The organism is Streptomyces sp. NPDC047061 (assembly GCF_040643955.1).
Lineage (GTDB): Bacteria > Actinomycetota > Actinomycetes > Streptomycetales > Streptomycetaceae > Streptomyces.
Window position 1 is genome coordinate 135,906 of record NZ_JBEYVI010000023.1, and the last position, 25,597, is coordinate 161,502.

Annotated in this window: 21 protein-coding genes and 1 pseudogene; 5 read left to right on the plus strand and 17 right to left on the minus strand. The window is 74.0% G+C overall.

The window, feature by feature from the left end; all coding sequences use genetic code 11:
* Positions 1 to 52 precede the first annotated feature (52 nt).
* The 4 genes from ABZ887_RS29345 to ABZ887_RS29360 all read right to left on the minus strand — a co-directional run bounded on the left by ABZ887_RS29345 (position 53) and on the right by ABZ887_RS29360 (position 5,791).
* Positions 53 to 1,861, minus strand: a complete 1,809-nt coding sequence (locus tag ABZ887_RS29345; RefSeq protein ID WP_361295380.1) for a hypothetical protein — start codon at positions 1,859 to 1,861, stop codon at positions 53 to 55.
* Positions 1,858 to 2,919 (minus strand): MoxR family ATPase, encoded by a 1,062-nt coding sequence (locus ABZ887_RS29350; RefSeq protein ID WP_361295383.1) that lies wholly within the window; start codon positions 2,917 to 2,919, stop codon positions 1,858 to 1,860. The genes ABZ887_RS29345 and ABZ887_RS29350 overlap by 4 nt, the downstream gene beginning before the upstream one ends.
* Positions 2,920 to 3,106: 187 nt before the next feature.
* Positions 3,107 to 5,158 carry an alkaline phosphatase family protein gene (locus ABZ887_RS29355; RefSeq protein WP_361295386.1) on the minus strand — a complete coding sequence of 684 codons (2,052 nt, stop codon included), beginning with the start codon at positions 5,156 to 5,158 and terminating at the stop codon, positions 3,107 to 3,109.
* A gap of 201 nt (positions 5,159 to 5,359) precedes the next feature.
* Positions 5,360 to 5,791, minus strand: a complete 432-nt coding sequence (locus ABZ887_RS29360) for a hypothetical protein (RefSeq protein WP_361295389.1) — start codon at positions 5,789 to 5,791, stop codon at positions 5,360 to 5,362.
* Between the two features lie 84 nt (positions 5,792 to 5,875).
* Here ABZ887_RS29360 and ABZ887_RS29365 point away from each other — a divergent pair, with 84 nt between their 5' ends.
* A complete protein-coding gene (locus ABZ887_RS29365) occupies positions 5,876 to 6,649 on the plus strand; it encodes an MBL fold metallo-hydrolase (protein ID WP_361295392.1) in 774 nt (257 codons plus the stop codon).
* 14 nt (positions 6,650 to 6,663) lie between these two features.
* Positions 6,664 to 7,290: a VTT domain-containing protein gene (locus ABZ887_RS29370; protein ID WP_361295460.1), complete on the plus strand. Its 627-nt coding sequence runs from the start codon at positions 6,664 to 6,666 to the stop codon at positions 7,288 to 7,290.
* A gap of 95 nt (positions 7,291 to 7,385) precedes the next feature.
* Here ABZ887_RS29370 and ABZ887_RS29375 read toward each other — a convergent pair whose 3' ends face one another.
* The 6 genes from ABZ887_RS29375 to ABZ887_RS29400 form a co-directional block, all read right to left on the minus strand.
* Positions 7,386 to 8,540: an MBL fold metallo-hydrolase gene (locus ABZ887_RS29375; RefSeq protein ID WP_361295395.1), complete on the minus strand. Its 1,155-nt coding sequence runs from the start codon at positions 8,538 to 8,540 to the stop codon at positions 7,386 to 7,388.
* Positions 8,537 to 9,841 carry an aminotransferase class I/II-fold pyridoxal phosphate-dependent enzyme gene (locus ABZ887_RS29380; protein ID WP_361295397.1) on the minus strand — a complete coding sequence of 435 codons (1,305 nt, stop codon included), beginning with the start codon at positions 9,839 to 9,841 and terminating at the stop codon, positions 8,537 to 8,539. Before ABZ887_RS29380 ends, ABZ887_RS29375 begins: the two co-directional genes overlap by 4 nt.
* Before the next feature lie 150 nt (positions 9,842 to 9,991).
* Entirely contained in the window at positions 9,992 to 11,227 is a 1,236-nt protein-coding gene (locus ABZ887_RS29385) for a hypothetical protein (RefSeq protein ID WP_361295400.1), read from the minus strand.
* A 175-nt stretch (positions 11,228 to 11,402) separates the two neighbouring features.
* Positions 11,403 to 11,660: a DUF6158 family protein gene (locus tag ABZ887_RS29390; RefSeq protein ID WP_361295403.1), complete on the minus strand. Its 258-nt coding sequence runs from the start codon at positions 11,658 to 11,660 to the stop codon at positions 11,403 to 11,405.
* A gap of 100 nt (positions 11,661 to 11,760) precedes the next feature.
* Positions 11,761 to 13,380, minus strand: a complete 1,620-nt coding sequence (locus tag ABZ887_RS29395; protein ID WP_361295406.1) for an ATP-binding cassette domain-containing protein — start codon at positions 13,378 to 13,380, stop codon at positions 11,761 to 11,763.
* 200 nt (positions 13,381 to 13,580) lie between these two features.
* A complete protein-coding gene (locus tag ABZ887_RS29400) occupies positions 13,581 to 14,228 on the minus strand; it encodes a histidine phosphatase family protein (protein WP_361295409.1) in 648 nt (215 codons plus the stop codon).
* A gap of 79 nt (positions 14,229 to 14,307) precedes the next feature.
* Between ABZ887_RS29400 and ABZ887_RS29405 the strand changes: the two are divergent.
* Together ABZ887_RS29405 and ABZ887_RS29410 are read left to right on the plus strand one after the other, a co-directional pair.
* A pseudogene (locus ABZ887_RS29405) lies at positions 14,308 to 15,430 on the plus strand (diacylglycerol kinase family protein).
* Positions 15,431 to 15,573: 143 nt separating this feature from the next.
* Positions 15,574 to 16,389 carry a class I SAM-dependent methyltransferase gene (locus ABZ887_RS29410; protein WP_361295412.1) on the plus strand — a complete coding sequence of 272 codons (816 nt, stop codon included), beginning with the start codon at positions 15,574 to 15,576 and terminating at the stop codon, positions 16,387 to 16,389.
* Between the two features lie 70 nt (positions 16,390 to 16,459).
* Here the strand turns inward: ABZ887_RS29410 and ABZ887_RS29415 are convergent, their stop codons facing one another.
* Entirely contained in the window at positions 16,460 to 17,146 is a 687-nt protein-coding gene (locus tag ABZ887_RS29415; protein ID WP_361295415.1) for a GvpL/GvpF family gas vesicle protein, read from the minus strand.
* Between the two features lie 88 nt (positions 17,147 to 17,234).
* Complete coding sequence (locus ABZ887_RS29420; RefSeq protein WP_361295418.1) at positions 17,235 to 19,082, minus strand: transketolase; 1,848 nt, start codon at positions 19,080 to 19,082, stop codon at positions 17,235 to 17,237.
* A 335-nt stretch (positions 19,083 to 19,417) separates the two neighbouring features.
* Here ABZ887_RS29420 and ABZ887_RS29425 point away from each other — a divergent pair, with 335 nt between their 5' ends.
* Positions 19,418 to 19,768, plus strand: coding sequence for a VOC family protein (locus ABZ887_RS29425; RefSeq protein ID WP_361295421.1), 351 nt, complete (start codon positions 19,418 to 19,420; stop codon positions 19,766 to 19,768).
* Here ABZ887_RS29425 and ABZ887_RS29430 read toward each other — a convergent pair whose 3' ends face one another.
* The 5 genes from ABZ887_RS29430 to ABZ887_RS29450 form a co-directional block, all read right to left on the minus strand.
* A complete protein-coding gene (locus tag ABZ887_RS29430) occupies positions 19,769 to 21,685 on the minus strand; it encodes a DUF5107 domain-containing protein (RefSeq protein WP_361295424.1) in 1,917 nt (638 codons plus the stop codon).
* Positions 21,686 to 21,792: 107 nt separating this feature from the next.
* Entirely contained in the window at positions 21,793 to 22,356 is a 564-nt protein-coding gene (locus ABZ887_RS29435; protein WP_361295427.1) for a GNAT family protein, read from the minus strand.
* Between the two features lie 19 nt (positions 22,357 to 22,375).
* Positions 22,376 to 22,621 carry a LapA family protein gene (locus ABZ887_RS29440; RefSeq protein ID WP_361295430.1) on the minus strand — a complete coding sequence of 82 codons (246 nt, stop codon included), beginning with the start codon at positions 22,619 to 22,621 and terminating at the stop codon, positions 22,376 to 22,378.
* A gap of 67 nt (positions 22,622 to 22,688) precedes the next feature.
* Positions 22,689 to 23,612, minus strand: a complete 924-nt coding sequence (locus ABZ887_RS29445) for an LD-carboxypeptidase (RefSeq protein ID WP_361295463.1) — start codon at positions 23,610 to 23,612, stop codon at positions 22,689 to 22,691.
* A 23-nt stretch (positions 23,613 to 23,635) separates the two neighbouring features.
* On the minus strand, positions 23,636 to 25,570 hold the full coding sequence (locus ABZ887_RS29450; protein ID WP_361295433.1) for an LpqB family beta-propeller domain-containing protein: 1,935 nt from the start codon (positions 25,568 to 25,570) through the stop codon (positions 23,636 to 23,638).
* Positions 25,571 to 25,597: the final 27 nt, after the last annotated feature.

Here is a 25,597-nt window from a genome sequence, read left to right on the forward strand (position 1 = left end):
CGATGAAGGCGAATGAACCGGTTCGCTCGCCCCCATCCGATCACATCCGGGCTCAGCGCACCCGGAAGACAGGTCCCCTTGCACTGAAGGGAAGACGGGCACCGTCCGGGATCAGGTACGCGTGCTCCCGGCGGACCCGCAGGACGTCGCACCAGCCGTCGGTGATCACCAGGACCGGCGCGGTGGGCGGGAAGTCGTCCGCGCGCTGCAGCAGGTCGATGCCCGGCTGCAGGACCGTACCGCCGCGGCCGTGCACCCGGACCCGGCCGGCGATCTCGGTGGTCGGGAGATAGCCGGCGTCGTGCGGTGCCGCGTCGCAGAAGACGACGCGCGCGGCCGGTACGTCCCGGGCCTCGGCGTAGGAGGCGATCGCGCCGAGGGCCTTGCCGAGCAGGGCGCGGTCCATGGAGCCTGAGGTGTCCAGGACCACCCCGAAGGTGCAGCGGGCGACCTCCTCGGGCGGGAAGTACCGGCCCGCGCGCGGGATGTCCGGGGTGGACGACTGGCGGCGCGAGGGGCGGGCGTAGGACCGTACGGCCTCCGGACGCGGCACGAACTCGTCGAACCAGCGGGCGAGTCGGGCGTCCCAGGGCAGCGGCGGGTGGCTGAGCGCGCGGATCTCCTCGATCAGGCCGCCGGGCAGCAGGCCGCGGTCCTGCGTCTGGTGCAGGTCGAGTCCCTGGCACAGGCCCCTGCGGTAGAACTCGTCGAGGTCGACGTATGCGCCGGGCGGCCCGATCGGTGCGCCCAGCACGTCACCGCGCCCCTTGCCGCGCAGCGTGGCCAGCCGCCGCATCCTTCTCAGGTCGCCAGCGATCCGGTCGTACACCTCTTCCGCCGACAGGTCCTTCAACTCCGGGTCGTACAGCAGCCCTTCGGGCATGGTGCCGACGCGCATCTCGACCAACCAGGCGTTGATGACGTAGTCGCAGGCGATGTTGAAGAGGTAGGGGTCGCGGGTGCCGAGGCGGTCGCCGTGGCGCAGGGCGGCGTGCAGCATCTCGTGGGCGAGGACGAACCGCCACTCCTCGTCGTCCATCGTGCGGAGCGGGTTGACGTAGATCTCGCCGGCCTCGGGGTTGACGGCGGCGATCGCGATGTCGTGGGCGCGGGCCAGTTCGGCGTCGGCGACCAGCCTGATGCCGGCCGCGACGCCGCCGAGCAGCGGGTAGGAGGAGACGAACCAGCTCAGCGCCTTCTCCCAGGGGCGCAGCGGGGTCGGCGGACCGGACAGGGAGGTGCGGCGGCCGCCGGCCAGGTCCATCGCCCGGGACATGGCGCGGGTCAGCGCGTGCGCGAACCCCGCCTGCCAGTCGGGGACCTGGCCGGCCCACTTGCTCCAGGAGAGCAGGAGCTGGTCAGACTCACCGCCGCTCGTCCCACCGTGCTCGTAGGCGGCCGGGATGCCGCCGGTCCGGCGCCAGCCCGCGGCGAGCCGCTCCTCGTCGCCCTCCGGGTAGGAGGCGGGCAGGTGGTCGGGGGCCTCGCCGACCGGGAAGGTCTGCAGGAAGCGGTTGACGACGGTGCAGCGGGCGGCGAGGTCGTAACGGTCGGGCTGGGTGCGCGGCCCGGTGGCGGCCGGAAGGTGCCCGAAGCCGAGATGGATGGTGCAGTGTGCCAACGCCCAGGCCCATTCGGCGGGTTCGGCACGCCGGGTGGGGTGCGCGTGCAGCACGCCGTCCGAGTCGGCACGCACCAGCCCCTCGCGGGGCGCGAGTTCGCACTTCTCGTGCCGGCAGATGGTGAACTCCACCGCCCGCAGAGCGGGGTTGGCCCGCAGCAGCTCGACGCCGGCCGCGAAGTTCTCGGCGGCGGGATCCTTCTTCTTCGGCTGCTCCTTGCGGGCGGCGGATCGGCTCATCGCCGGGCCTCCACCAGCCGGGGCATGTCCCGGGCCGCCTCGATCAGGAACCAGGCGGGCAGGACCGGGTTGCCGTCGGCGTCGGAGGCGATGACGGTCTGGGCGACCTCGACGGAGATCTCGGCGAGCTGCACCAGCAGCGACTTGGCGCGGTACGCGGTCTGCCGGCCGTTCGCCGACATGTGCTCCTTGTCGGAGGGGAGTTCCTTGACCAGCCGTCCCCGGAACGACTCGGCCAGGTAGTACAGCAGGTCGCGGTCCTCGATCCGGTTCGGCCACCCCGCGTCCCCCTTCAGGATCGCCTCGATCCCGAACCGGCTGCGCACGATCTTGACGTATCCGCAGAAGGCGGTGGCGTGGGCGGGCGTCAGCGTGCCGTGCGCCAGGACCTTCAGCGTCGCCTCGTCCAGCTCGCGCCCGAAGGAGTGCAGGGCGTCGGAGAGCATGTGCCAGGAGCGCGGGGTGGAGAACGGCTCCTCGGTCTTCGGCGGCTTGGACCACAGGTGGTCGGGCCGGTCGGTGAGGTGGTCCAGGATCCACGGGTGGATGCCGTTGCTCCCGGCCCAGGCGAGCCAGTCGTGCGCGGAGGCCTCCAGATGGACGTGGGCCAGCCGGTTGACGAGCGCGGAGGCGATCGGCCGGGCGAGGGCGTTGTCGGTGGCCCGGTTGCCTGCGCCGATGACGATCGACCCCTTGGGCAGCTCGTAGTTCCCGATGCGCCGGTCGAGGATCAGCGAGTAGAACGCCTTCTGCACGTCGGGGGTGGCCGCGTTCAGCTCGTCCAGGAACAGGCAGTACGGCTCGTCCCGGGCGATCGACTCGGGCGGACAGAAGACGGACCGTCCGTCCCGGATCTGCGGGACACCGATCAGGTCCTCGGGCGCGAGCTGGGTCCCCAGCAGGCTCACGCACTCCAGCCCGAGCGACTCGGCGAACTCCCGCACCAGGGAGGACTTCCCGATCCCGGGCGCCCCCCAGATGAACACGGGCCGCACGGTGGCCAGACCGAGAAGGAGTTCGGGGATACGGGAGGGGGTGACGGACACGGCTGCCTGCAAGAGGCTGCTCCTTGGGGGTGTTCGAGAGGTTTGCGACCCGAACAGTGTGAGCCGGGGCCATGACGAGCGCAGCTGAATTTTCAGGAGGCTTGCCTGCAGCGCCCCTTCAGGGGCGCTGGGGGTCCCCCCGGCCGAAGGCTGGGGGAGGAACTGCGCGACCAGCCCCAACCCACCCGCACCCGACGAACTACGCGGCGTTCTCCTGTCGGTCCTCCGCCAGCGGCACTTGCGGCCCATCAGCCTCCCGAAGCCACCGCCGCAACACCTGATGCACGGCCTCGGCCCCCACGAGCTCCTCCCTTTCCCCCACCGGTTCGGAAACGCAGACCGGCGACAGGAGGAACGGCCGCCCCTGCGCGCCTCCCAGCCCTCCGTGCGACCCGATCTGCTCCTCGAAGGCCAGTACTTCGCCGGACTCCGGGTCGTACCACGAGTTCACCATGATGTCGGCGGTGTGCGGAAAGGAGTGCGTCCGCCGCACGGCATCGGCGGCACCCGCCCCGAACACGGCCAGCGGCCCCGCAGGGCCGTCGAGCCGGTCGAGCCGGTCGAGCGGGATCTCGGCGCCGTACGCGCCGAGCACCACCCCGCCGTGCTCCTCGCTGCGCACCAGCAGGAAGCCGACGCCCGGATGGTTGGCGAGCGTCGTCAGCAGCGCGGGATGCCGCGCGTCCAGCTCCTCCTTGGTCATGCGGTGCGGCACGTCCGGGAAGGAGACCAGGCCGAGGTTGCCGGAGGCGAGCACGATCGGCTCGGAGTCCCGGGTCGGCCGGTGCTTCTCGCCGCCCTCCTCGACCGGCCTGCGCAGCGCCGCGCGGACGGCGGCCCGCGCCTCCGTGCCGCTGTGCGTGCGCTCCGCCCGCCGCGGCACGGGCAGTCCGCAGCCGGCCCGGACCAGGTCGCCGAGGGTGAGGCCGTAGCGGGTGTGGAAGGTCTCGCCGGGGCTCTGGCCGTGGTCGGAGAGGACGACGATCCGGTACTGCCGGGGGGCGTGCTCGGCGGCCTTCTCGATCAGGGCGAGGGCCCGGTCCAGGCGCTGCAGGACCTTCTCGGCGTCCCGGCTGTGCGGGCCGGAGTGGTGGGCGACCTCGTCGTAGGCGACCAGGTCGGCGTAGACGGCGGTGCGGCCGACGAGCAGGTCGCCCATGACCGCGGCGACGACGACGTCGCGTTCGACGACGGTCGCGAAGGCGCGGACGAAGGGGTAGAGGCCGCCGCGTCTGACGCGCGGGCGCTGCCTGCGGAGGCGGGCCGTGGTGGACTGGCCGATCTCGCGGGCGACCTCGGCGAAGAAGGAGAGCGCGGTGCGGACGGCGTTGGCGGGGTCGGAGAAGTACGCGAAGTAGCCGGCGCGGGACCGGTTCTCCCGGCCGCGGCGGCGGGTGGCTATCGACAGGACGAGGGCCTGTTCGTCGGCGCCGCCGCTGAAGAGGTTGCCGCGGCTGGCGCCGTCCAGGGTGAGCAGTCCGCCGTCGGCGGTGCGCTCGATCGCACGGTGCTGGAGTTCGGCGGCGCTGGTCGGCCGGTTGCAGACCATCACCTCCCGGTGCTCCTTCTCGTACCAGCGGAAGGCGGGCACGTCGAAGTTGGAGCCGTGCAGGATGCCGAGCTGGCTGGCGCCGGTCTGGCTGGACCAGTCGGTGCGCCAGGGGGTGAGCCGGTGGGAGGGCTGGTGGGTGGGCCGGTGAGTGGGCCGGTCCTCCGCTGCTCCCAGCCAGCCGGCCACGGTCGGCATCAGGCCCTTGGCGACGGCGGCGGTGAGGACGTCGTGGCCGACTCCGTCGAACTGGAGGAAGACGGTGCCGGGGGTGGCCGCGCAGGGCGGTCGGGATCTGCGGCGGCGGATGGCGAGGCGGGAGAGCCGGCGGCGGTAGGCGTCGTCGTCGCGGACGGCGAGCGCACCGCCGGTGGCGGAGGCGACGGCGGACATCACGGCGGCCACGATCACGGCGGTCTCCGGGGCGACTTCGCTCTGCCCTGAGGGGTTGATGCGCAGGGCGACCAGGAGGAGGGAGCCGTTGAGGAAGAAGACGAGCAGGCCGAGGACGAGGGCGGGCACGAGCAGCAGCAGCCGGACGAGGAGGGGCCAGACGACGGCCGACAGCACACCGAAGGCGCCGGCGCCGAGGGCCGCGGTCATGGCGATGCGGGTGGCGCTGTCACCGTCGGGGGACTGGAGCTGGAAGTCGGGCAGGATGCCGGCGAGGACCAGCATGGTGACGGTCGAGACCGCCCACACCGTGACGCTCCGTCCGACCTGACTGACGACCCGCCGCCACCGCACGCCCCACCGACCTCACGTCCGCGACCCGCGCCGGCCGCGGGTCTGCCGCCGTCCACACTGTCACACGGCTGCGCGTCGGATGCGTGTGAGCGTCGATCAACGCGGGCGATCAATGGGGGCGATCAGCGCGGATGGTCACTGCGGGGGGGCGGGGCCCTACCTGCCGTCGTAGCCCGCCGTCGGCATCGACAGGCGGCGGTGGATCATGGCCTTCATCCGGGCGTCGTAGCGGGGTTCCGCGCGGCCCACCGTCTCCACCCGGACCCCGCGTCGCGCGCACTCCGCCATGAAGTCCTCGACCGACGACAGCGCGCTCTCCAGGACCCGTCTGCTCGGGGCGACGAAGACGTCCAGGCCCGGGCGGACGCCCGTCCACAGGGCGGTGTGGTCGGGGCGCAGGCCGCGGACCAGGAGTTCGCGGGCGATGACGTAGCCGTGCTCCACGGCCCAGCGCGCGCACATCGCGTGCTGGCTGCGGGAGTCGACCAGGAAGGGGTCGATCTCCAGTTCCTCCAGGGGCGTCAGACTCGCGATCGCGGTCACCCGCACCGGCGCGAGCCCGCTGGAGGCACCCCGCACCTGTCCCATGGCGTCCCCCCTCACCTCCGGGTTTCGCCGCCGACCCTACTCCTGCACGTAGGCTTCGGGGAGTCGCGCGAAGGAGGCAAAGAGGTGCCGGTGGAGATCACCTGGTGGGGTCACGCCACCTGCACGATCGAGGATTCGGGCATACGCCTGCTCACCGATCCTCTGTTCGCGCGCCGGCTCGCACACCTGCGCCGCCGCCGGGGTGCCCCGCCGCCGCCCGAGGCCCGTCACGCGGACCTCGCGCTCGTCTCCCACCTGCACGCGGACCATCTGCACGTGCCCTCGCTCGCCGGGCTCGCCCCGGGCACGCGCCTGCTCGTGCCCCGGGGCGCACCACGGGCGGTCCCCGCGCTCCGCCGGCTCCGTCACCTGCGGATCACCGAGGTGGGCGTCGGCGACGAGATACACGTCGGCCCCCTCGTCGTACGGGCCGTGCCCGCGCGGCACGACGGCCGCCGGCTGCCGGTCGGACCGCACCGCTCCCCCGCCCTCGGATACGTCGTGGAGGGCGCGGCGCGGACGTACTTCGCCGGGGACACCGGGCTGTTCGACGAGATGGCCGAGGCGGTCGGGCCGGTGGACGTGGCCCTGCTGCCGGTCGGCGGGTGGGGACCGCACCTCGGTGAGGGGCATCTGGACGCGGGCCGGGCGGCGCGGGCGCTGGCGCTGCTGTCGCCGCGCAGCGCGGTGCCGGTGCACTACGGGACGTACTGGCCGATCGGCATGGACGCGGTGCGCCCGCACGAATTCCATGCGCCGGGCGAGGAGTTCGTGCGGCTGGCCGCCGAGTACGCGCCGCAGGTGGCGGTGCACCGGCTCGGTCACGGGGAGAGCGTGCGGCTGGAGGTCGCGCGGTGAGACTGCTGGTGGTCATGGTGGCCGCCGCCGGCTCCACGGCGGCGACCTCCACCTCGACCGAGTCCACGCAGCAGGCGATCGGGTATCCGACGCTGTTCCTGCTGGTGCTGATCGGGGCGTTGGTGCCGGTGGTGCCGACGGGGGCGCTGGTGAGTTCGGCGGCGGTGGTGGCGTTCCATCAGACGGCGCCGTTCGCGCTGGCGCTGGTCTTCGTGACGGCGTCGCTGGCGGCGTTCCTGGGGGACGCGGCGCTGTACTGGCTGGGCAGGCGGGGGCTGCGGTCGAAGAACGGGTCGCGGTGGCTGGAGGCGATCCGGGCGCGGGCGCCGGAGGAGCGGCTGGAGCAGGCGCAGGGGAAGTTGGCCGAGCACGGGGTTGCCGTGCTGGTGTTGTCACGGCTGGTGCCGGCCGGGCGCATCCCGGTGATGCTGGCCTGTCTGCTGGCCGACTGGCCGTTGCGGCGGTTCGCACGGGGGAACGCGCCGGCCTGTCCGGCGTGGGCGGCGACGTATCAGGTGATCGGGATTCTGGGCGGGTCGCTGTTTCCGGAGCCGTGGGAGGGGGTGGTTGCGGCGGTGGGGCTGACGGTGGTCATCAGTGTGACGCCGGGTGTGGTGCGCCGGGTTCGATCTGCCGGGTGACGGTACGTTGCGGGGCGCGGGTGCGTCGTGGCTGGTCGCGCCCACGCGGCGGAAGCCGCATATCAGATTCAGTCCCGCGCCCCTGAAGGGGCGCTCTAGTCGAGGGCGCTTTGGACTGAAGTCCGCTCCAGAACCCTCGATCCTCCCACCGGCAGGTCCCACAGGTCCTCCCGCTCCCGTCCCGCCCGCTCCCAGGCCGCCCGTACCCGCGTCAGCGGCTCCAGGACCGGTTCTGCCGAGAGGATGAAGGTGCCCCAGTGCATGGGGGCCATGCACCGCGCGCCCACGTCCTGCGTCGCCCGGACCGCCTCCTCCGGGTCCAGGTGGACGTCGCTGAGCCACCAGCGGGGGTCGTAGGCGCCGATGGGCACCAGGGCGAGGTCTATACCGGGATAGCGGCGGCCGATGCGGGAGAACCAGTGGCCGTAGCCCGTGTCACCGGCGAAGTAGACGCGTCCGTCGTCGGGCGCCGTGAGGACCCAGCCGCCCCAGAGGCTGTGACAGGTGTCGGCGAGGGTGCGCTTGGACCAGTGGTGGGCGGGGACGAAGTCGAAGCGGACCCCGGACAGTTCGGCCGCCTCCCACCAGTCCAGCTCGGTGACGGTGGTGAAACGGCGGCGCCGGAACCAGCGGCCGAGCCCGGCCGGCACGAACACCGGGGTGTCACGCGGGAGACGGCGCAGGGTGGGGGCGTCGAGGTGGTCGTAGTGGTTGTGGCTGATGACGACCGCGTCGACACGCGGCAGGGTCTCCCAGGGGACGCCGACCGGGGTGACGCGGGCGGGGATGCCGAGGATACGGCGGGACCAGACCGGGTCGGTGAGGATGGTCAGGCCGCCGATCCGGAGGACCCAACTGGCGTGTCCCGCCCAGGTGACGGAGACGGTGCCGGCATCCGCGCGGGGCAGCGGGCCGGGTTCGAAGGGCAGCCGGCGGACGTCGGCGAGGCCCTCGCGGCCGGGGCGGACGGAGCCCTCGCGGGCGAACCGGGCCATGGCCTTGAGGCCGGGCAGGGGGGCGGTCAGGCGGTCGTGGAAGGTCCGCGGCCAGACCCGGAGTTCGCCCAGCGGGCGGGGCTCGGCGAGCGGCGGGAACGGGAGCGCGGAGGGAGTCGGGGCCACGGAGGCGGCGGCACGGGCATCGGCTTCATCGGTCGTCGAGACAGGCGTCGTGAGGTCGGGTGTCGTGAGGTCGGGCGTTGTGGTGGCAGTCGTCGTCGCGGACCCTGACTCGTGCGTCTGCTGCGTCATCGAGGAGGCTCCCATCGCTGAGCGTCGTCGCGGAGACCGTCGAGTACTGATCTCAAGGACATCAACGCGCGTTGCACGTGTGGCAGTTCCAACGGTGCGGGTGACGTGAGGCATTCCAGGCGTTCCGCGTCGGTGCCGCCCAGCAGCGGCCCGGTGGCGAACCGGACGCGCAGCGCGCCGAGATCGTCGCCGAAGCGGTGGCCCCCGGGTGCGGGCAGGCCGAGCCGGGCGGTCAGGTAGTCCTCCAACTCCTGTGCGTCGCCGACCCCGTGGGCGCCGAGCGCGGCGCGCAGCGGTTCCAGGTCGGCGTACAGGTGACGGCCGGCCTGCGGGGGCCGGGCCAGGGCACCGCCGGCGACGACCGCGGTGTGCACGGCGGCGGCCACGCTCGCGTGCAGCCGTACGACGGCCTCCCGGCGGGCGGTGACCGGCTCGGGCTCGTCGAGCGCGTAGCGCGCGGCGACCGCCACCGGTCCGGCGAGGCGGGCGCCCAGCGCGGTGAGGATGTCGAGCACGCGCGCGTGCAGGGCCGTACCGGTGGCGCCCTCCGGGAACCGGGCGACGGCGGCGGGCCAGCCGGCCGGCAGCAGGGCACCGGCCAGGTCGGTGACGACGGTGACCCGGTCCGGGAGCATCTCGGCGGGGCTGAGCAGCACGGTGGCGTCCGGGGCGTGCAGGGTGTCGCGCCAGGTCTCGTCGCTGACCAGGTGCAGCCCCGCGCCGGTCGCGGCCTCCACGGTCTCGTGCAGCAGTTCGGGCGGGGCGACGGTGGCGGTGGGGTCGTCGGCGACGGAGAGCACGAGCAGCCGGGGGTCGCCGCCCTCGTCCCGGACCCGGCGCACGGTCTCCAGCAGCGCGTACGGGTCGGGCGCGCCTCCGGACTCGGCGGGGGTGGCCACGTGGAAGACGGGCCGGCCGAGGAGTCTGGCGTACGGCGCCCACCAGGCGGCGCAGGGGCGCGGCACCAGGACGTCGCCGCCGAGCGCGGCGGTGAGCGCCAGCAGCAGGGCGGGGGCGCCGGGTCCCGCGGTCACCCGGTCAAGCGGGGCGGGCAGTCCACGGCGTGCCCAGTAGCCGCGGGCCGCATCGAGCAGTGCCGGTCCGCCGCCGACGGGCTCCTCCGCGCCCCGGTTCGCGGCGGCGGCCAGTACGGCGGAGAGCTCGGGCAGGACGGGCAGCCCGTCGTCGGGCAGGGGCGGCCCGTAGCGGACGGGTCCGTGGCCCTCGGGCGCCGCCGGCCCGCTCTGCTCCGGGGAGGTGCCGTCCGCCGCTCGGTGGCCCCCGGAATCCGTCCGCCGCATGTCCGCCTCCGCGCAGTCCGTGGTGCCGTGTGCTGTCCGGTCCGGGCCGGTCCGGGCCGGTCGGGACCGGTCGGGACCGTGCCGGGCCCCGTCGTCGGGTCATGCGTACGGTGCCGGGGGAAGCGCCCGGCGTACCCGGTGGCGGCCCGGTCACCCGTCCGCGCGGGACCTCCCGCTCCACAGCCGGTACGGCCTGCCGCCCCACACCCGGTAGGCGGCGCCGCAGCAGGCGGCCGCGATCAGCATCCCGCCCGCGAACAGTGCCGGTACGGAGGGGCTGTAGGCGCCCCCGTCCCCCGCCTCCACCCCGTGCTGGACCCCCGCCACCGCGCAGGAACCGTCACCGCCGTGCGCCCCGCCGCCGCACTCCTGCCGGTCGCCGCCACCGCACTCCTGCTGTCCACCGGCGCAGGGCCGCTCGCCGTTCCCGCGGGGGACGTCACCGTCCTCGCCCCGAGAATCCACGGCATGCCCGTCACCGCGGGAGGCCGCGTCGTCATCACCGCGGGAGGCGGCGCCGACGTCTCCGCGGGAGGCCGCGTCGTCGTCACCGCGCGGGGCCGCGTCGTCGTCACCGCGCGGGGCCCCGCCGTCGTCCCCACGGGCAGCGGTGCCCTGGTCGCCGCGTGTGAACATGCCGTCGTCCCCGCGCGAGGCCGTTCCGAAGTCACCGCCGGTGACCGCGCCGTAGTCCCCACCGGTGACCGCGCCGACGTCCCCGTGGGGGACCGTTCCTCCGTCCCCCTGGGACGCGGTGCCACCGCCGACCTGTGGCATCGCGCCACCGCCGACCTGCGGCATCGAGCCGCCACCGCCCTGGAGGGCCGCGCCACCGTCGCCCACGGAAGCCGGGCCGGCGTCGCCCGCAAGGGCCGGACCACCGTCGCCCACGGAAGCCGGGCCGGCGTCGTCCCGGGTGACCGCCAGGTGCGTGCTCCAGGCCCGCCCCCGTGCTCCGCTCGCCGTCGGACAGGTCCCGTCCACGCTCCGGGCGCCGCCGGGCCCGGCGTCCGGCGCACCCCCGGTCACGTCACCCGCCGCCGCGTCCCCCTCCGCATAACTCACCGGACCGTCCCCGGAGACGACCTGCGCGGTGCCCCGATAGGAGAGTCCGCCGCCCTGCTCGACCCTGGCCAGCCGCACGGTGCGCCCGGCGAACGCCGACGACGTGGCGTCGATGGCCGAAGGCGCCTGCCCGGCGCCCGGCACGCTCCCGCGTGCGTCGGCCTTCTCGCAGGTCACGGAGACGATGACGGTGGCGCCTGGCCGGGCGCTGCCGGGGCTGACCTCGGCGGCGGGGTCGGCGGCCGCGACGGCCGTACCGGTGGCGCCGAACGCGGCACCCGTCAGGACGGCGACGGACAGGGCGCGAACGGTGCGGCGCATGGGAGGAGCTCCTTGCACGGACGACTCGGAGGCACGGGGCCCGTACCCCCGCAGCCATCACAGCCCGCCCCACGCCCGGCCGCGCGCGGCCGGACCCATTCGCAGGACATGCGGCCTCTTTCGAGTGATGCCGAGTCGTCCGGGGCTCCGGTACCGCGGCTCCGGTACCGCGGCCTCAGCTCGCGGAGACGCCCGGCGCGGCCGCCTCGGCGCAGTTCCGCTCGCGGGCGCCCTCCCGGGTCCGGCCGGCGGCGACGAGACGGCGCGGATGGCGCCGCAGGTACTCGCCCTCCAGCTGGGCCATGCGCTCGTTGTGGGCCCGCAGCGCGTCGTTCGAGCCGTACAGCAGGGTGTCGTGGCGCGTCCGGTGGATGGTCTCCAGCTCCTTCATGAGCTGCTGGTCGTCCAGCCGGCTGGGGTCGACTCCGGTCATGGTGGTACCCCGCTCGTCGTGTGGGTCCCGGCGGTCCGGATTCCTGCCTCCACTGTACGAACATCCGGGCACGCGGGCCTCCCTATGGCGCCTCGCCGCCCTACCGCACCCGCTCCACCCGGCGCTCGTCCCACACCGGCTCCGAGGTCTCCCGGACCCGGCCGTCGCTGCCGAAGACCAGGTAGCGGTCGAAGGAGCGGGCGAACCAGCGGTCGTGGGTGACGGCGAGCACCGTGCCGTCGAACGCCTCCAGCCCCTCCTGGAGGGCCTCGGCGGACTCCAGGTCGAGGTTGTCGGTCGGCTCGTCGAGGAGCAGTGCCGTCACGCCCTGCAGCTCCAGCAACAGGATCTGGAAGCGGGCCTGCTGGCCGCCCGACAGCCGATCGAAGTTCTGTTCGGACTGCTGGGTGAGTTCGTAGCGGCGCAGCCGGGACATCGCCGCACCGCGGTCCTGGGAGTGCTCCGTCCACAGGATGTCCAGCAGTGTGCGGCCCTCCAGCTCGGGGTGGGCGTGGGTCTGCGCGAAGTGCCCGGGCACCACCCGCGCGCCCAGCTTCCACGCCCCCGTGTGCGCCACGTCCTCGCCGGCCAGCAGCCGCAGGAAGTGCGACTTGCCGGAGCCGTTGGAGCCGAGGACGGCGACCCGTTCGCCGTAGAAGACCTCCAGGTCGAAGGGTTTCATCAGGCCGGTGAGTTCGAGCTGTGCGCAGGTGACGGCGCGTACGCCGGTACGGCCGCCCTTGATGCGCATCCTGATGTCCTGCTCGCGCGGCGGCTCGGGGGGCGGTCCGGCCTCCTCGAACTTGCGCAGGCGGGTCTGCGCGGCCGCGTACCGGGATGCCAACTCGTGTGAGATGGAGGCCGCCTGACGGAGACTCAGCACGAGCTTCTTCAACTGGGCGTGCTTCTCGTCCCAGCGGCGGCGCAACTCCTCGAAGCGGGCGAAGCGCTCGCGCCGGGCCTCGTGGTAGGTGGCGAAGCCGCCGCCGTGCACCCAGGCGTCGGCGCCGGTGGGCGAGGGCTCCACGGAGATGATCTTCTCGGCGGAGCGGGCGAGGAGTTCGCGGTCGTGGGAGACGAACAGGACCGTCTTGCGGGTCTCCTTCAGCTGCTGCTCCAGCCAGCGCTTGCCGGGCACGTCGAGGTAGTTGTCCGGCTCGTCGAGCAGCAGCACCTCGTCGGTGCCCCGGAACAGCGCCTCCAGCACCAGCCGCTTCTGCTCACCGCCGGAGAGGGTGCGCACCTGTCGCCACTGGGCCTTCTCGTACGGCACCCCGAGCGCGGCGGTGGTGCACATGTCCCAGAGGGTCTCGTGCTCGTACCCGCGCACCTCGGCCCAGTCGGCGAGGGCCTGCGCGTACCGCAGCTGGGCCGCCTCGTCGTCGACGGTCATGATGGCGTGCTCGGCCCGGTCGACGGTCCGCGCGGCCTCCCGGATCCCGGGCGGTGCGACGGACACCAGCAGGTCGCGCACGGTCGTCTCGTCCCGTACGGAACCGACGAACTGGCGCATCACCCCGAGACCGCCGCTGACGGCGACCGTCCCGCCGTGCGGTTTCAGCTCGCCGGAGATCAGCCGCAGCAGGGTGGTCTTGCCGGCGCCGTTGGGCCCGACGAGGGCGACGGCGGCCCCCTCGCCGACCCGGAAGGAGACATCGCCTAGCAGCGCCCTCCCGTCGGGGAGGTAGTACTCGAGATGCGCGGCTTCCAGATGTCCCATGGTGAGGGATTCTGCGGGGCACCCCCGACCTGGGGCAAACCGTTATCGGGCCGGGTGCGGGCCGGTGGGGGCTGGTCGCGCAGTTCCCCGCGCCCCTTTGGGGCGCGTTGCAGCAGTGCCCCTTCAGGGGCGCGGGGAACTGCGCGAGCAACCACGACGCACCCGCAGCCGAACACATCGGCCCGAACACATCGGCAGCCCTACTGCAACGACTCCCCCGCCGGCCCGCTCGCCCCCGTCGGCTCCACGACCGCGCCCTGCCAGGACAGCGCCTTCCAGCCGTCGGCCGGAGAGCCCTCCAGGATCACCACACCGGTGTTGTCGAGAGGGCGGGAGGCCGCGTAGGGGACGTCCACGTTGCCGGCGCGGGCCGCCGTCCACAGGCGGATCACGGCGCCGTGGCTGACCATGGCGACCGTCCCGGCGCCGCTCGCGGCGGCCTCGGCGATCACGGCGTCGTAGCGGCCCAGGGCCTCGTCCCCGGTCTCCCCGCCGGGCATGCGCAGCGCGGTGTTCCCGGCCGCCCACGCGAACACGGTCCGCATGTACTCCTCGCCCCGCTCGGAGTGGCCGGGCAGGAGCTCCAGGTCGCCGGCGGAGACCTCCCGGATGCCGTCGCGGACGAGCGGGTCGAGACCGCGGGCGGCGGCCAGCGGGGCTGCGGTGAGCTGGGTACGGGTGAGGGTGGAGACGTAGAGGGCCTCGATGTCCTCGTCGGCGAGCGCCCCGGGGAGGGCCGCCGCCTGCCGCTCGCCGAGGGCGGTCAGACCGGGACCCGGCACCGCGGTGTCGAGCAGGAAGTCGACGTTGGTCGGGGTCTGCCCGTGACGTATGAGGAGCAGGCGCATTCAGGGTTCCTCTCACTCGGCTCACTCGACCGCACCGCGGGCCGGCAGGAAAGTGCCACTTCAGGGTAACCGCACCCGCATGAGCCCAGACGTCGACCTCACCGTCCCGAAGCCCGGCCGGCACGCGCTGCGCGACCGGCTGCTCGCCCTCGACAGCCGGCTGTTCGAGATCGCCGCCGAGCGGAACTGGCCGCTCGCCGAGCCGGTGCTGCCCCGGCTGAGCCGGAGCGCCGACCGCGGGGTCCTGTGGTGCGCGGCAGCGGCCGCGGTGGCCCCGCCCCGCACGCCCCGGGCCCGCCGGCCCGCCGCCCCGGCCGCGTGCCCAGGCCCCGGCGCTGCCCGGCGGGGCCGGTCTGGTGGTGGTGGCCAACCGGGCCTCCGGCAGCGCCGACCGGACGGGGGTGCTGCGCCGCGAGTTGCCGGAGGCGGAGCTGGTGGAGTGCGAACCGGAGGAGGTGCAGGCCGAGTTGGCGAAGGCGGCGGTGCGGGCGCGGGCGCTCGGGGTGTGCGGCGGCGACGGCACCGTGAACGCGGCGGCCCGCATCGCCCTGCGCCACGGGCTGCCGCTCGCCGTGCTGCCCGGCGGCACCCTCAACCACTTCGCCCACGACCTGAGCGTGGAGGACGGCCGGGACCTCGGCCGGGCGGTGCGCGAGGGCGAGGCGGTCCGGGTGGACGTCGGCCGCTTCACCTCCGGCGACCGGGAGGGCGTCTTCCTCAACACGCTGAGCCTGGGCGTCTATCCGGAGCTGGTCCGGGAGCGGGAACACTGGGCGCGCCGCATCGGCGCCTGGCCGGCCGAGGTGCTGGCCGTGCTGCGGGTGCTGCGCGCGGACCGGCATCCGCTGCGGGTCGAACTGCGGGGCGAGACCCACCCGTTGTGGCTGCTGTTCGTCGGCAACTGCCTCTACCACCGGCTGGCCCTGACCCCGGGCCGCCGCACCGACCTCGCGGACGGGCAGCTCGACGTACGGGTGGCGCACGGCGGCCGCCGTCCCGCGCTCCGGCTGCTCTCGGCCGCCCTCGCGGGCCCCCTCACCCGGTCCCCCGCCCACGCCGGGGCACGGCTGAGCCGACTGCGCCTCACCGGCATCGCGGCCGGCACGCCCCTCGCGTACGACGGCGAAGTCATGGAGGTGGCGGGCGGGATGACGGTGGAGAAGCTGCCGGAGGCACTGACCGTGTACCGGCCGCTGCCCTGACAACCAGACCCGTCGCTGACGGTCCGTCAGTCCATATCGCAAAACGCGGGTCTCATCATTCGGCACGCGGGCGTAGCGTTGCGGATACCGCGAGACGGGGTCGTCCGGCCCCGTCCGCCGGTGTGACGCGAAGGGGTCGAGCCATGTCGAAGCCGCAGGAGACAGCCGTCTACACGCACGGGCACCACGAGTCGGTGCTGCGTTCCCACACCTCGCGGACCGCCGCCAACTCGGCCGCCTACCTGCTGGGTTCGCTCAAACCCCACATGAAGATCCTGGACATCGGCTGCGGTCCGGGCACCATCACCGCCGACCTGGCCGCGCTGGTGCCCGACGGCCGTGTCACCGGCGTGGACCACGCGCCGGGCATCCTGGACCAGGCCCGGGCGACCGCCGCCGGTCGCGGACTGACGAACGTGGACTTCGCGGTCGCCGACGTCCACGCGCTGGACTACCCGGACGACACGTTCTGCGTGGTCCACGCCCACCAGGTGCTCCAGCACGTGGGCGACCCGGTGCAGGCGCTGCGCGAGATGCGCCGGGTCACCAAGCCCGGCGGCATCATCGCCGCCCGGGACGGGGACTACGCGGCGATGACCTGGTATCCGGCGACGCCGGGGCTGGACGACTGGCTGGAGCTGTACCGGCGGGTGGCCCGCGCCAACGGGGGCGAGCCGGACGCCGGGCGGCGGCTGAGGTCATGGGCGCTGACGGCGGGGCTCACCGACATCACGGCCACCTCCGGCACCTGGACGTACAGCACGGCCGAGGAGCGGGCCTGGTGGGGCGGGCTGTGGGCGGACCGGACGGTCGCCTCCTCCTACGCCGGGCTGGCCACCGAGGGTGGCCACGCGACCACGGAGCAGCTGGAGGCGATCGCGGCGGCCTGGCGGGCGTGGGCGGGGCAGGAGGACGGCTGGTTCGCCGTACTGCACGGAGAGATTCTCTGCCGGAAGTGAGCCCGATCCGCGGATTTCGGGAAACCCGCCGTACAGGAGGGTCACACTACGGTTCCCATCCTGCTCGGAATCAGCCGGGCGCTGTCGGCCCCGTCGACTCGGTGGCGGTGGCCGGTTCCGTGAAGGAATAGGCCGCCCAGGGCCCGGTGAGTTCCACCCGTATTCCGGGTGCCGTTTCCTTCGTGCGGTCGACCAGTTCCACGAATTCCTCGGAATCCGCGCGCGGCACCAGATAGGCGGCGTCGAGCGGTTTCTGTGCGGACGTTCCGAAAAGCCGGGAATCCTCGGCGCGCCCGGAAAGCCGCTCGTGCAGAGCACGGGCCAGTTCCTCGGCGGCTCGCCGCTGCCCGGGCGGGTCGGCATGCACCTGCACACCCCACTCGACCCGCCCTTCCAGCCGGTCGAGGGTCTGCAGGAAGTAGGCCTCGCGGGCCTCCATCATGGTCCGTACGCCGCTGTTGTCGGGGAAGACCATGGCCGGCCGGAGCGGCAGCGGCGTGGTGACCGTGGTGAGCGCGTCGATCACGCCCTGGTGGGCACGGGCGGTCGCGGCCAGCCACTCCCGGTCCTCCAGATGGTCCCGCAGCGGCTCGTCGGCGAAGTCCCCCTCCGGGACCGTACTGACGACGGCGACCAGGCCGTGGTGCCTGAGCAGCCCCGGCGGGGCACCGGCCACACCGGTGAGCTGGGCCTGCAGGGCCGCCGCGAACGGACGGCAGACGGCGTACACGTACCGGAGTCCACCCCGTGCTGTCATCTGTCCTCCTCCTGGCCCTGGCCCTGCTCCCGGCCCTCCTCATGGTCCTCCGCCCGGCGCCGAGTGCGGCCGGGGCCGGGCGTGCGTGTCAGCGCACGAGCGCCTCCCCGACCAGCAGCCGCCCGGCCGACGCGATCGCGTCGGCGTCGATCCCGGCGGCGTGCAGCTGCTGGTCGGGCGCGGCCGAACCCGGCATGGTGCGCACGGCGAGCCGGACCAGCCGCGGTACGGGCCTGCCGTCGGTGAAGGCCTCCGCGACCGCGTCGCCGAGCCCGCCCTCCTCGTGGTGGTCCTCGACGGAGAGCAGACAGCCGGTCTCCTCGGCGGCGCGGCGCAGCGTCCGCAGGTCGACGGGCTTGACGGAGTACAGGTCGACGACCCGGATCCGGATGCCCTCCTCGGCGAGCAGGTCGGCGGCCTTCAGCGCCTCGTGCACGGTGACCCCGGCGGCGGCCACGGTCAGCCGGTCCTCCTCGGAGGAGCGCAGCACCTTGCTGCCGCCCACCGGGAACTCCTCGTCCGGGCCGTAGATCACCGGGCTCGCGCCGCGCGAGGTGCGCAGATAGCGGATGCCGTCGAGCCCGGCCATGGCCGCGACGAGCTTGGCCGTCTGGTTGGCGTCGCACGGATAGAGCACGGTCGAGCCGTACACCGCGCGGAACATCGCCAGGTCCTCCAGGCCCATCTGGGACGGTCCGTCCTGCCCGATGGCCACGCCCGCGTGCGAGCCGACCAGGTTGATCCCGCTGCCGCTGACGGAGGCCATGCGGACGAAGTCGTAGGCCCGGGTGAGGAAGGCCGCGAAGGTGGCGGCGTACGGCACCCAGCCCCGGGTGGCCATGCCGACGGCGGCGGCCACGAGTTGCTGTTCGGCGATGTAGAACTCGAAGTAGCGGTCGGGGTGTTCCTTGCCGAAGAGTTCAGTGCGGGTGGAGTCGCCGACCTCGCCGTCCAGCGCGACGACGTCGTCGCGGGCGTGGCCGAGCGCGACGAGCGCCTTCCCGAAGGCGTCGCGGGTGGGGACCTCTTCTCCCCTTTCGTAGCGCGGGAGTTCGATCGGGCCAGTGGGCACGGAATGCAGCGCGCGGGCCGCCGGCGGCTCCTGCACGTGCACGTACAGGTCCCGCACGCCGCCGAGTTCGGCGATGGCCTCCTCGGGGTGCGGCAGCGGCTTGCCGTGCATCCCCTCGCGGTCCTCGACGGCGGCGACGCCCCGGCCCTTGCGGGTGCGGGCGAGGATCACGGTGGGCTGTCCCGCGGTGGCCTCGGCCTGGTCGCAGGCGCGGTCGACGGCGTCCACGTCGTGTCCGTCGATCTCCACGGTGTGCCAGCCGAAGGCCTGGAAGCGGCGGGCGTAGGCATCTAGGTCGTGCCCGTGCCGGGTGGGTCCGCGCTGGCCGAGCCGGTTGACGTCCACGATCGCGGTGAGGTTGTCGAGGTGCTCGTACCCGGCGTGCTCGACGGCCTCCCACACGGAGCCCTCCGCCAGTTCGCTGTCCCCGCACAGCACCCAGACCCGGTAGCGGCCGTGCTCCAGCCGCTTCCCGGACAGCGCGATGCCGACACCGATCGGCAGGCCCTGGCCGAGGGAACCGGTGGCGGTCTCCACCCACGGCAGCCGGCGCGGCGTCGGGTGCCCCTCCAGATGGCTGCCGAGCTGCCGGAAGGTGAGCAGCTCGGCGTCGTCGATGGCGCCTGCCGCCTTGTACGCGGCGTACAGCAGCGGCGAGGCGTGGCCCTTGGAGAGGACGAAACGGTCGTTGCCGGGGTGGTCGGGCCGCTCGAAGTCGTAGCGCAGATGGCGGGCGAGCAGCACCGCCATCAGATCGGCGGCGGACATCGACGAGGTGGGATGCCCGGACTCGGCCGCGGCGGCCGCCCGCACGCTGTCCACGCGCAACTGCTGGGCGAGTTCGACGAGTTCGGCGGTGTTCATGAGGCTCCTTCCGGGGACGGCCCGTGCTGGCTCGGGGGCGGAGGGGTGGCCGGCGGAGTGATCTCGGCGCGGTCACGGTACGGAGTCGACCCTGCACGGTACGCCTCCAAGGACACGGCGAGATCCGGGCCGTACCAGGTAACCCTAGGCGGGGCCCTCAAACACCGCGCGTCGAAACGCGCCCGGCACGAGCGCGCCCCCTAGGGGCGCGGGGAACTGCGCGACCAGCCCCCACCGGACCCGCAGCACATCGCAGGCCGGAGGAACATGCGGTCTGTAACCAGAGATCGCCGGAGGTGACACCATCCCGGCCCGCGGCAACTAGGCTCGTGGGCATGGAGATTCTGGGCGCCTCCCTGCGCATCTGCGTCGACGACATCGAGACCGCGATCCCGTTCTACGAACGCCTCTCCGGCGGCAGAGCCCAGCGTTTCGAACGCGGCGGTGTCCAGGTCGCCGCGGTCGGCTCCTTCCTTCTGATGAGCGGGCCGGAGTCGGAGCTGGAGGTGCTGCGCAAGGTGGCCGCCACCATCGCGGTCAAGGACGTCGACGCGGCCCGCCGGCTGCTGGACGACCTCGGCGCCCGCATCCTCGCGGGGCCGGTGGCCTCGCCCGCCGGCCGCACCCTGCTCGCGATGCACCCGGACGGCTCGCTGTTCGAGTACGTCGACCAGCTCCGGGGCTGATCAGAGGCCCTGCGGCCGCATCCGGAAGTCGTACCGGGCGGGCAGCGGCCCGTCACCGAGCAGCGCCCACAGCCGGCCGATCGCCTCCGACCCTTCCCGCAGGTCGGCGACCTCGAAACCGGTGTCGAACACGGCCCGGGCCGCCGTCCGCCGGCCCTCCGCGAGGAGCAGCTCCGCCTCCAGGAGCCGGAAGCGGCCGCGCTCCCGGGTCGCGGGCAGCAGGGCCTCCCACACGGCGCGGGCGTCCGCGACCCGCCGTACCCGCAGCAGTGCCTCGACGGCCTCGCGGCCGAGCGCCGCGCAGGCGGCGGTCCACGCCTCGCCGTCGTCGCGGCGCTCCCGGCACAGGTCGTCGAAGGCGTCCGCGTACCGCTCGGCGGCCCGCTCGTGGTCCCCGTACTCCTGGTCGGCGACGGCGAGACAGCGCAGCAGCGGCCAGAGGGACGGGGCGAGCGGCAGGGCCCGTTCCCAGCTGCGGACGGCCTGGGCGCGGTCCCCGGCGTGCCACTGGGCGATGCCGAGGTGGTACTCGGTGTGCGGGGTGGCGGGGGCCGTCTCCAGCATGTCCCGCCAGTGCGGGGCGACCAGGGTCGGTCCGGGCGGCCGTACCCGGCGGGGTTCGGGCAGGGTGCCGGTGCGCAGCAGTTCTCGCCAGGGAGCCTGTTCCTCGGTCAGCGCCGGCTCGGCGAACGGCGTGCCGGGCAGCTTCCAGTCGGCACGCAGCACTTCGAGGGCGCCCCAGCCGGAGCCGGTGGCGAGGAGTTCGCCGGGTTCGGTGTCGGCGTACGGCTTCCAGGCGGCGTATGCGGCGTCCAACTCGGCGCGCGGCAGGGCGAGTTCGAGCTGCTCCTCGACGTCCTGCGGCGCTGCCCGCAGCGGGCCGTACGCCTCCAGCCAGGAGATCTCGCTCTTCGCGTCGAGGCGGACGTGCTCCAGCTGGGTGCGGGCCAGTCCGGCCTGGATCTCGCGGTAGCCGCCCGTGCCGGGGCCGCCGAGCCACTCCTGCCAGCGCCGGCCACCCGGGCCCGAGCCCCACACGAACTGTTTCCGGCCGCGCAGTTCGTCGGTGGAGGTCTGCACCAGGCCGTGGCCGTCGGCACCGAGCGCGGCCGTCCAGCGGCGCCGGGCGTCCGGGATGTCGTAGAACCAGTCGACCGGGTAGGGGTGTTGGGTGTCGTACGCCGGAACGGGCACCCGGTGCAGTCGGCGCTCGGCCCCGAACTCCCAGGCCTCCTCGGCCGGGACGACGATCCGACGGTTCTCCGGTACGGCCGTGTTGGACCACCAGTAGACCGGCACCGGGTGGTCGTGCGGGTTGCGGACGCGGACGCCGGCGTACAGGAAGTCGGAGCCGTCCGGCAGCCACAGGTCGACCTGGAAGGGCAGGTCGCGCACCCGTTCCCACTCCCACAGCCGGAGCATCTGGCCGCCGTCGGGGGCGGAGACCCGGGCCGCGTGCAGCGGGGCGCAGGAGAGGGTGGTGTGGCCGGTGGCGCCGATGTTCCACTCGATGCCGCCGGCGTACCAGGCGCCGTTGAGGGCGAGGTTGGCGGGCTGGAACACCGGGTTGCGGTGCAGGAGCTCACGGCCGGTGGGCAGGTGCACGAGGGAGGCGACGCGGCCGCCGAGTCCGGGCAGGACGGTGGCGCGCAGCCGGTCGTTCTCGATCACGAGGGCGTCGAGATCGCGGGGTGTGCGCGTTCTGCCGTAGCCGTCGCGGACCCGTACCGGGAGGAGGCTGCGCAGCGGTTCGTAGCCGAGCTGCCGGGCCATGTCCTGCGGCAGGTCCTCCCGGTCACGCTCGTCGACGCGGTGCAGCTCTTCGAGGGGGCGGAGCGGCGGGAGCGGGTTGTCCGGGCCCAACTCCGCCGCGGGCAGGGTCAGTACCTCACGTCGGATCCTCGTCACGATCACCATGGAACCCGGCACCGGGTGAGCTGACCAGGGGAGCCGCCGGTCAGGATTGCGCAAAGGCCGGGCGGTGCGGAGGTCCGGGCGGTGCAGGGGTCCGGGCGGTGCAGGGGTCAGCCGGTGGTCCGCATCTCCGCGGTGATCGCCCAGCGTTCGTGGTCCCGCCAGGCCCCGTCGATGTAGATCATGTTCGGCGAGAAGCCCTCCAGCCGGAACCCGGCACCGCGCGCGAGCGCGATGGACGCGGCGTTGCCGGGCTGCACGTTGATCTCCAGCCGGTGCAGCCGCATCGGCCCGAAGGCATGGTCCACGACGAGCCCCATCGCCTCCCGCATCAGCCCGCGCCCGGCCGCGTGCGCGAACGCGCCGTAGCCGAGCGCACCGCACTGGAAGCCGCCCTCGACGATGTTGTTGATGTTGATGAACCCGGCGATCGTCCCGTCGCGCCCCCCGGTGCCCTTCTCGCAGACCAGGAACCCGGCCTTGCTGCGGTCCTCGATCAGCCGTCCCGCGTAGCCGGCGTAGGCCGCGTCCGTGGTGGGCGGGAACAGCCAGGGCTGGTGGAGGTCCTTGCTCTCCCGGGCCCGGGCGATGAACTCGGCGCCGTCCTCGTAGGTGTAGTGGCGGATGCCCACGCGGGGGCCCTCGACGAGGTAGCGGGAAGCGGTGTGCGGCATCCCGTCACCCTACGCGGAGCTACCTTCGGCGTTTCATGAAATACGCCCCGCACAGCGCGCCGATCACCCCGGTGACGAGCAGGGCGATCCACAGGGGCGTGGTGACCACGGGGACCAGGAAGCGGATCTCGGTGGCGTGGGTGTTCTCGAAGACGAAGACCAGGCCGAGGACGCCGAGCAGCAGCACGGCGATCCTGCCGGGGGTCAGCAGCAGGCCGCGCCGGCCGTCGGTCCGGTCCCGTTTCGCCGAGCTCTTCGGGCTCATGCGACCAGGTTGGTCCGGGGGCCGCCGCCGCGCCCGCCGGGCGCGGCCCTCCGGGTGACGGGTGAGCTCAGCGCAGCGCCGGCTCCAGCAGCGTCAGCGTGCCCGCGTCCGCGTCCAGCTCCGCGGCCACCCCGAGCGGGACGGTCAGGGCCGCCTCGCAGTGCCCGAACCCGAACTCCTCCATCACCGGCACGCCGAGCCCGCCGAGCCGGTCGTCGAGCATCGCCCGTACCTCCTTGTAGGGTCCGCACCGGTCCCAGGAGCCGAGCAGGATCCCGGCGACACCGTCGAGCCAGCCGGACCGCAGCAGCTGGGTGATGCTCCGGTCGAGGCTGTACGGCCGCTCGCCGACGTCCTCCAGGACGAGCAGTCCGCCGCGGGCGCCGGTGTGGGTGAGCGGGGTGCCGAGGCCGGCCGCGAGCAGCCGCAGGCAGCCGCCGACGGTGACGCCCCTGGCCCGGCCGCCCACCAGCGCGGCGCCCCGGGAGGGGATGGTGCGGACCGTCTCCGGGGCGAAGAGGGTGGCCCGCAGGTGGTCCTGCGCCTCGGTGCTCTTGACGAAGTCGGCGCCCGCGGCCACCGGCCCGTACAGGGTGGCGAGCCCGAGCCGGGTCGCGAACGCCTCGTGCAGCACGGTGGCGTCGCTGAAGCCGACGAACACCTTCGGGCCGGCCGCCCGCATCGCCTCCCAGTCGAGCAGGTCGACGAGGCGCTGTGCGCCGTAGCCGCCGCGCGCGCAGAGCACGGCGGAGACGGACGGGTCGCACCAGGCCCGCTGGAGGTCGGCCGCGCGGTCCGCGTCGGAGCCCGCGAGGTAGCCCAGGTCGCCGTCCGTGGCGAGCACATGGGGTGCCACCACCGGGTCGAGGTCCCAGCCGCGCAGGATGTCGAGGCCCGCCTGGAGCCGCTCCTCCACCACCGGTCCGCTGGGCGCCACGACGGCGACCCGCGCTCCGGCGGAGAGCCTCGACGGCCGGGTCAGTTCCGCCACTTCGGTCACTTGCGCCACTTCGGTCACTTCACCAGTTCCAGCTCGGGGATGCCGGGCACGTCCAGCCCGAACACCTGAGCGTAGAGGGCGAGCTCGGACTCCAGCGCGCGGACCAGGGTGCCGGCGCGCCGGAAGCCGTGGCCCTCGCCCGCGAAGGTGAGGTACGCGTGCGGCACCGGGCGGCCGTCGAGCCGGGCGAGGAAGCGCTCGCACTGCGTGGGCGGGCAGATCACGTCGTCCAGTCCCTGGAGCAGCAGGAAGGGCGCGGTGAGCCGGTCCACGTGTTCGCTGGGCGACCGCTCGACGTACCGTTCGGGGACCTCGGCCAGCGGGCCGATCAGGGATTCCAGGTACTGGGACTCGAAGTCGTGGGTCTCCCCCGCACCCCAGCTGGTCAGGTCGAGGACGGGGTAGGAGATGGTGCCGCAGGCGTAGACGTCGGTGCCGGTCAGGGAGGCGGCGGCGGTCCAGCCGCCGGCGCTGCCGCCGCGGATCGCGAGCCTGGCGCGGTCGGCGGTGCCCTCCTCGGCGAGGGCGAGCGCGACGGCCGCGCAGTCCTCGACGTCGACCACGCCCCACTGCTCGCGCAGCCGATTCCGGTACTCCCGCCCGTACCCGGTGGAGCCGCCGTAGTTGACCTCGGCGACGCCGATGCCCCGGGAGGTGAAGTAGGCGATCGCGAGGTCGAGGACGAGCGGAGTCCTGCCGGTGGGGCCGCCGTGCGCCCAGACGACGAACGGCGGCAGCTCGCCCTCGGGCGCGGTGTGGCCGGGGTGGTGGGGCGGGTGGACGTGGGCGTGCACCTCGCGGCCGCCGGGACCGGCGAAGGTTCGGACCTGCGGCTCGGGGTAGTGGGCGGGGTCCACCGGGTCCCGGTGCGGGGTGCCGACGACCCGGGTGCGACCGGAGGCGGTGTCGAGTTCCACGACCTCGTGGGCGGTGCGCGGGCCGGCACCGACCGCGAGCACGCGGGTACCGTGCATGGCGAGGGTGGCGGAGTACTCGGTCCACGGTCCGGCGGCGTCGGCGATCTCGCCGGTCTCCGGATCGAGTATCCCGAGTGCCAGCGGCCCGCGGCCGTGCAGGACGGCGATCAGCCCGTTGTCCAGCGGCGCGAACCACCTCTGGCCGAGCCGCCAGAGCGGCCCCGCGAACTCCTCCGCGCGCGGACACAGAGGGACGTCGTCGCGGTACAGGTTCCACCAGCCGCTGCGGTCGCTGGTGTACAGCAGCCGGTCGTCCGCGGACCAGTCCACCTGTGCGACGGCCTCCGTGGGACCGCCGGCCACGGTGCGGACCGCGTGCAGGGTGCCGTCGGCGGCGACCTCGCCGACCAGCAGTTCGGTGCCGTCCCACGGCATCCGGGGATGGTCCCAGGCGAGCCAGGCAGCCCGGCGCCCGTCGTGCGTCAGGCGCGGTCCGGTGACGAACCGGTGCCGGCCGTCGGTGAGTTCGCGCACGGCGGCCCGGTCGTCGGCGGCCGACCCGTCCAGCGGCACGGCGGCGAGCACCCGCCGTACGTCGGTGGGCGCGGCCCCGGTGAACTCCTCCAGGACGCACCAGACTTCACCCCGGTCCAGCAGCAACTTCGGGTCGGCCCAGCGGGGTCCGGGCGGGGTCAGCGGCCGGGGTGCCTCGCCGGGCCGGTACAGGTACAGCCGCTGGTCGTCGAAGTGGACGAAGACGAGCAGCGGTTGACCGTCGCCGTCGGGCACGGCACCGGCCCAGGGCTGTCCGCCGTACTCGATGACCCGGCTGCGCACGTTCCACGGCGCGGACAGCACGGACTCCCCGGTGCTGCCGCGTACCAGGGTCCGGCGGCCGCCCTCCGCGGGCCGGGGCTCGGTCCACCAGGGCTCGTCGCCGACGAAGCCCACCCACTCGGCGAAGCCGTCGTGCGCGGCGGCCAGGGCCGCGTCGATGGGTGAGGGCCACGAGCCGTACGCCTTCGTCTCCACGTTCTCTCCTCCTCGCCTGAGCCGTGC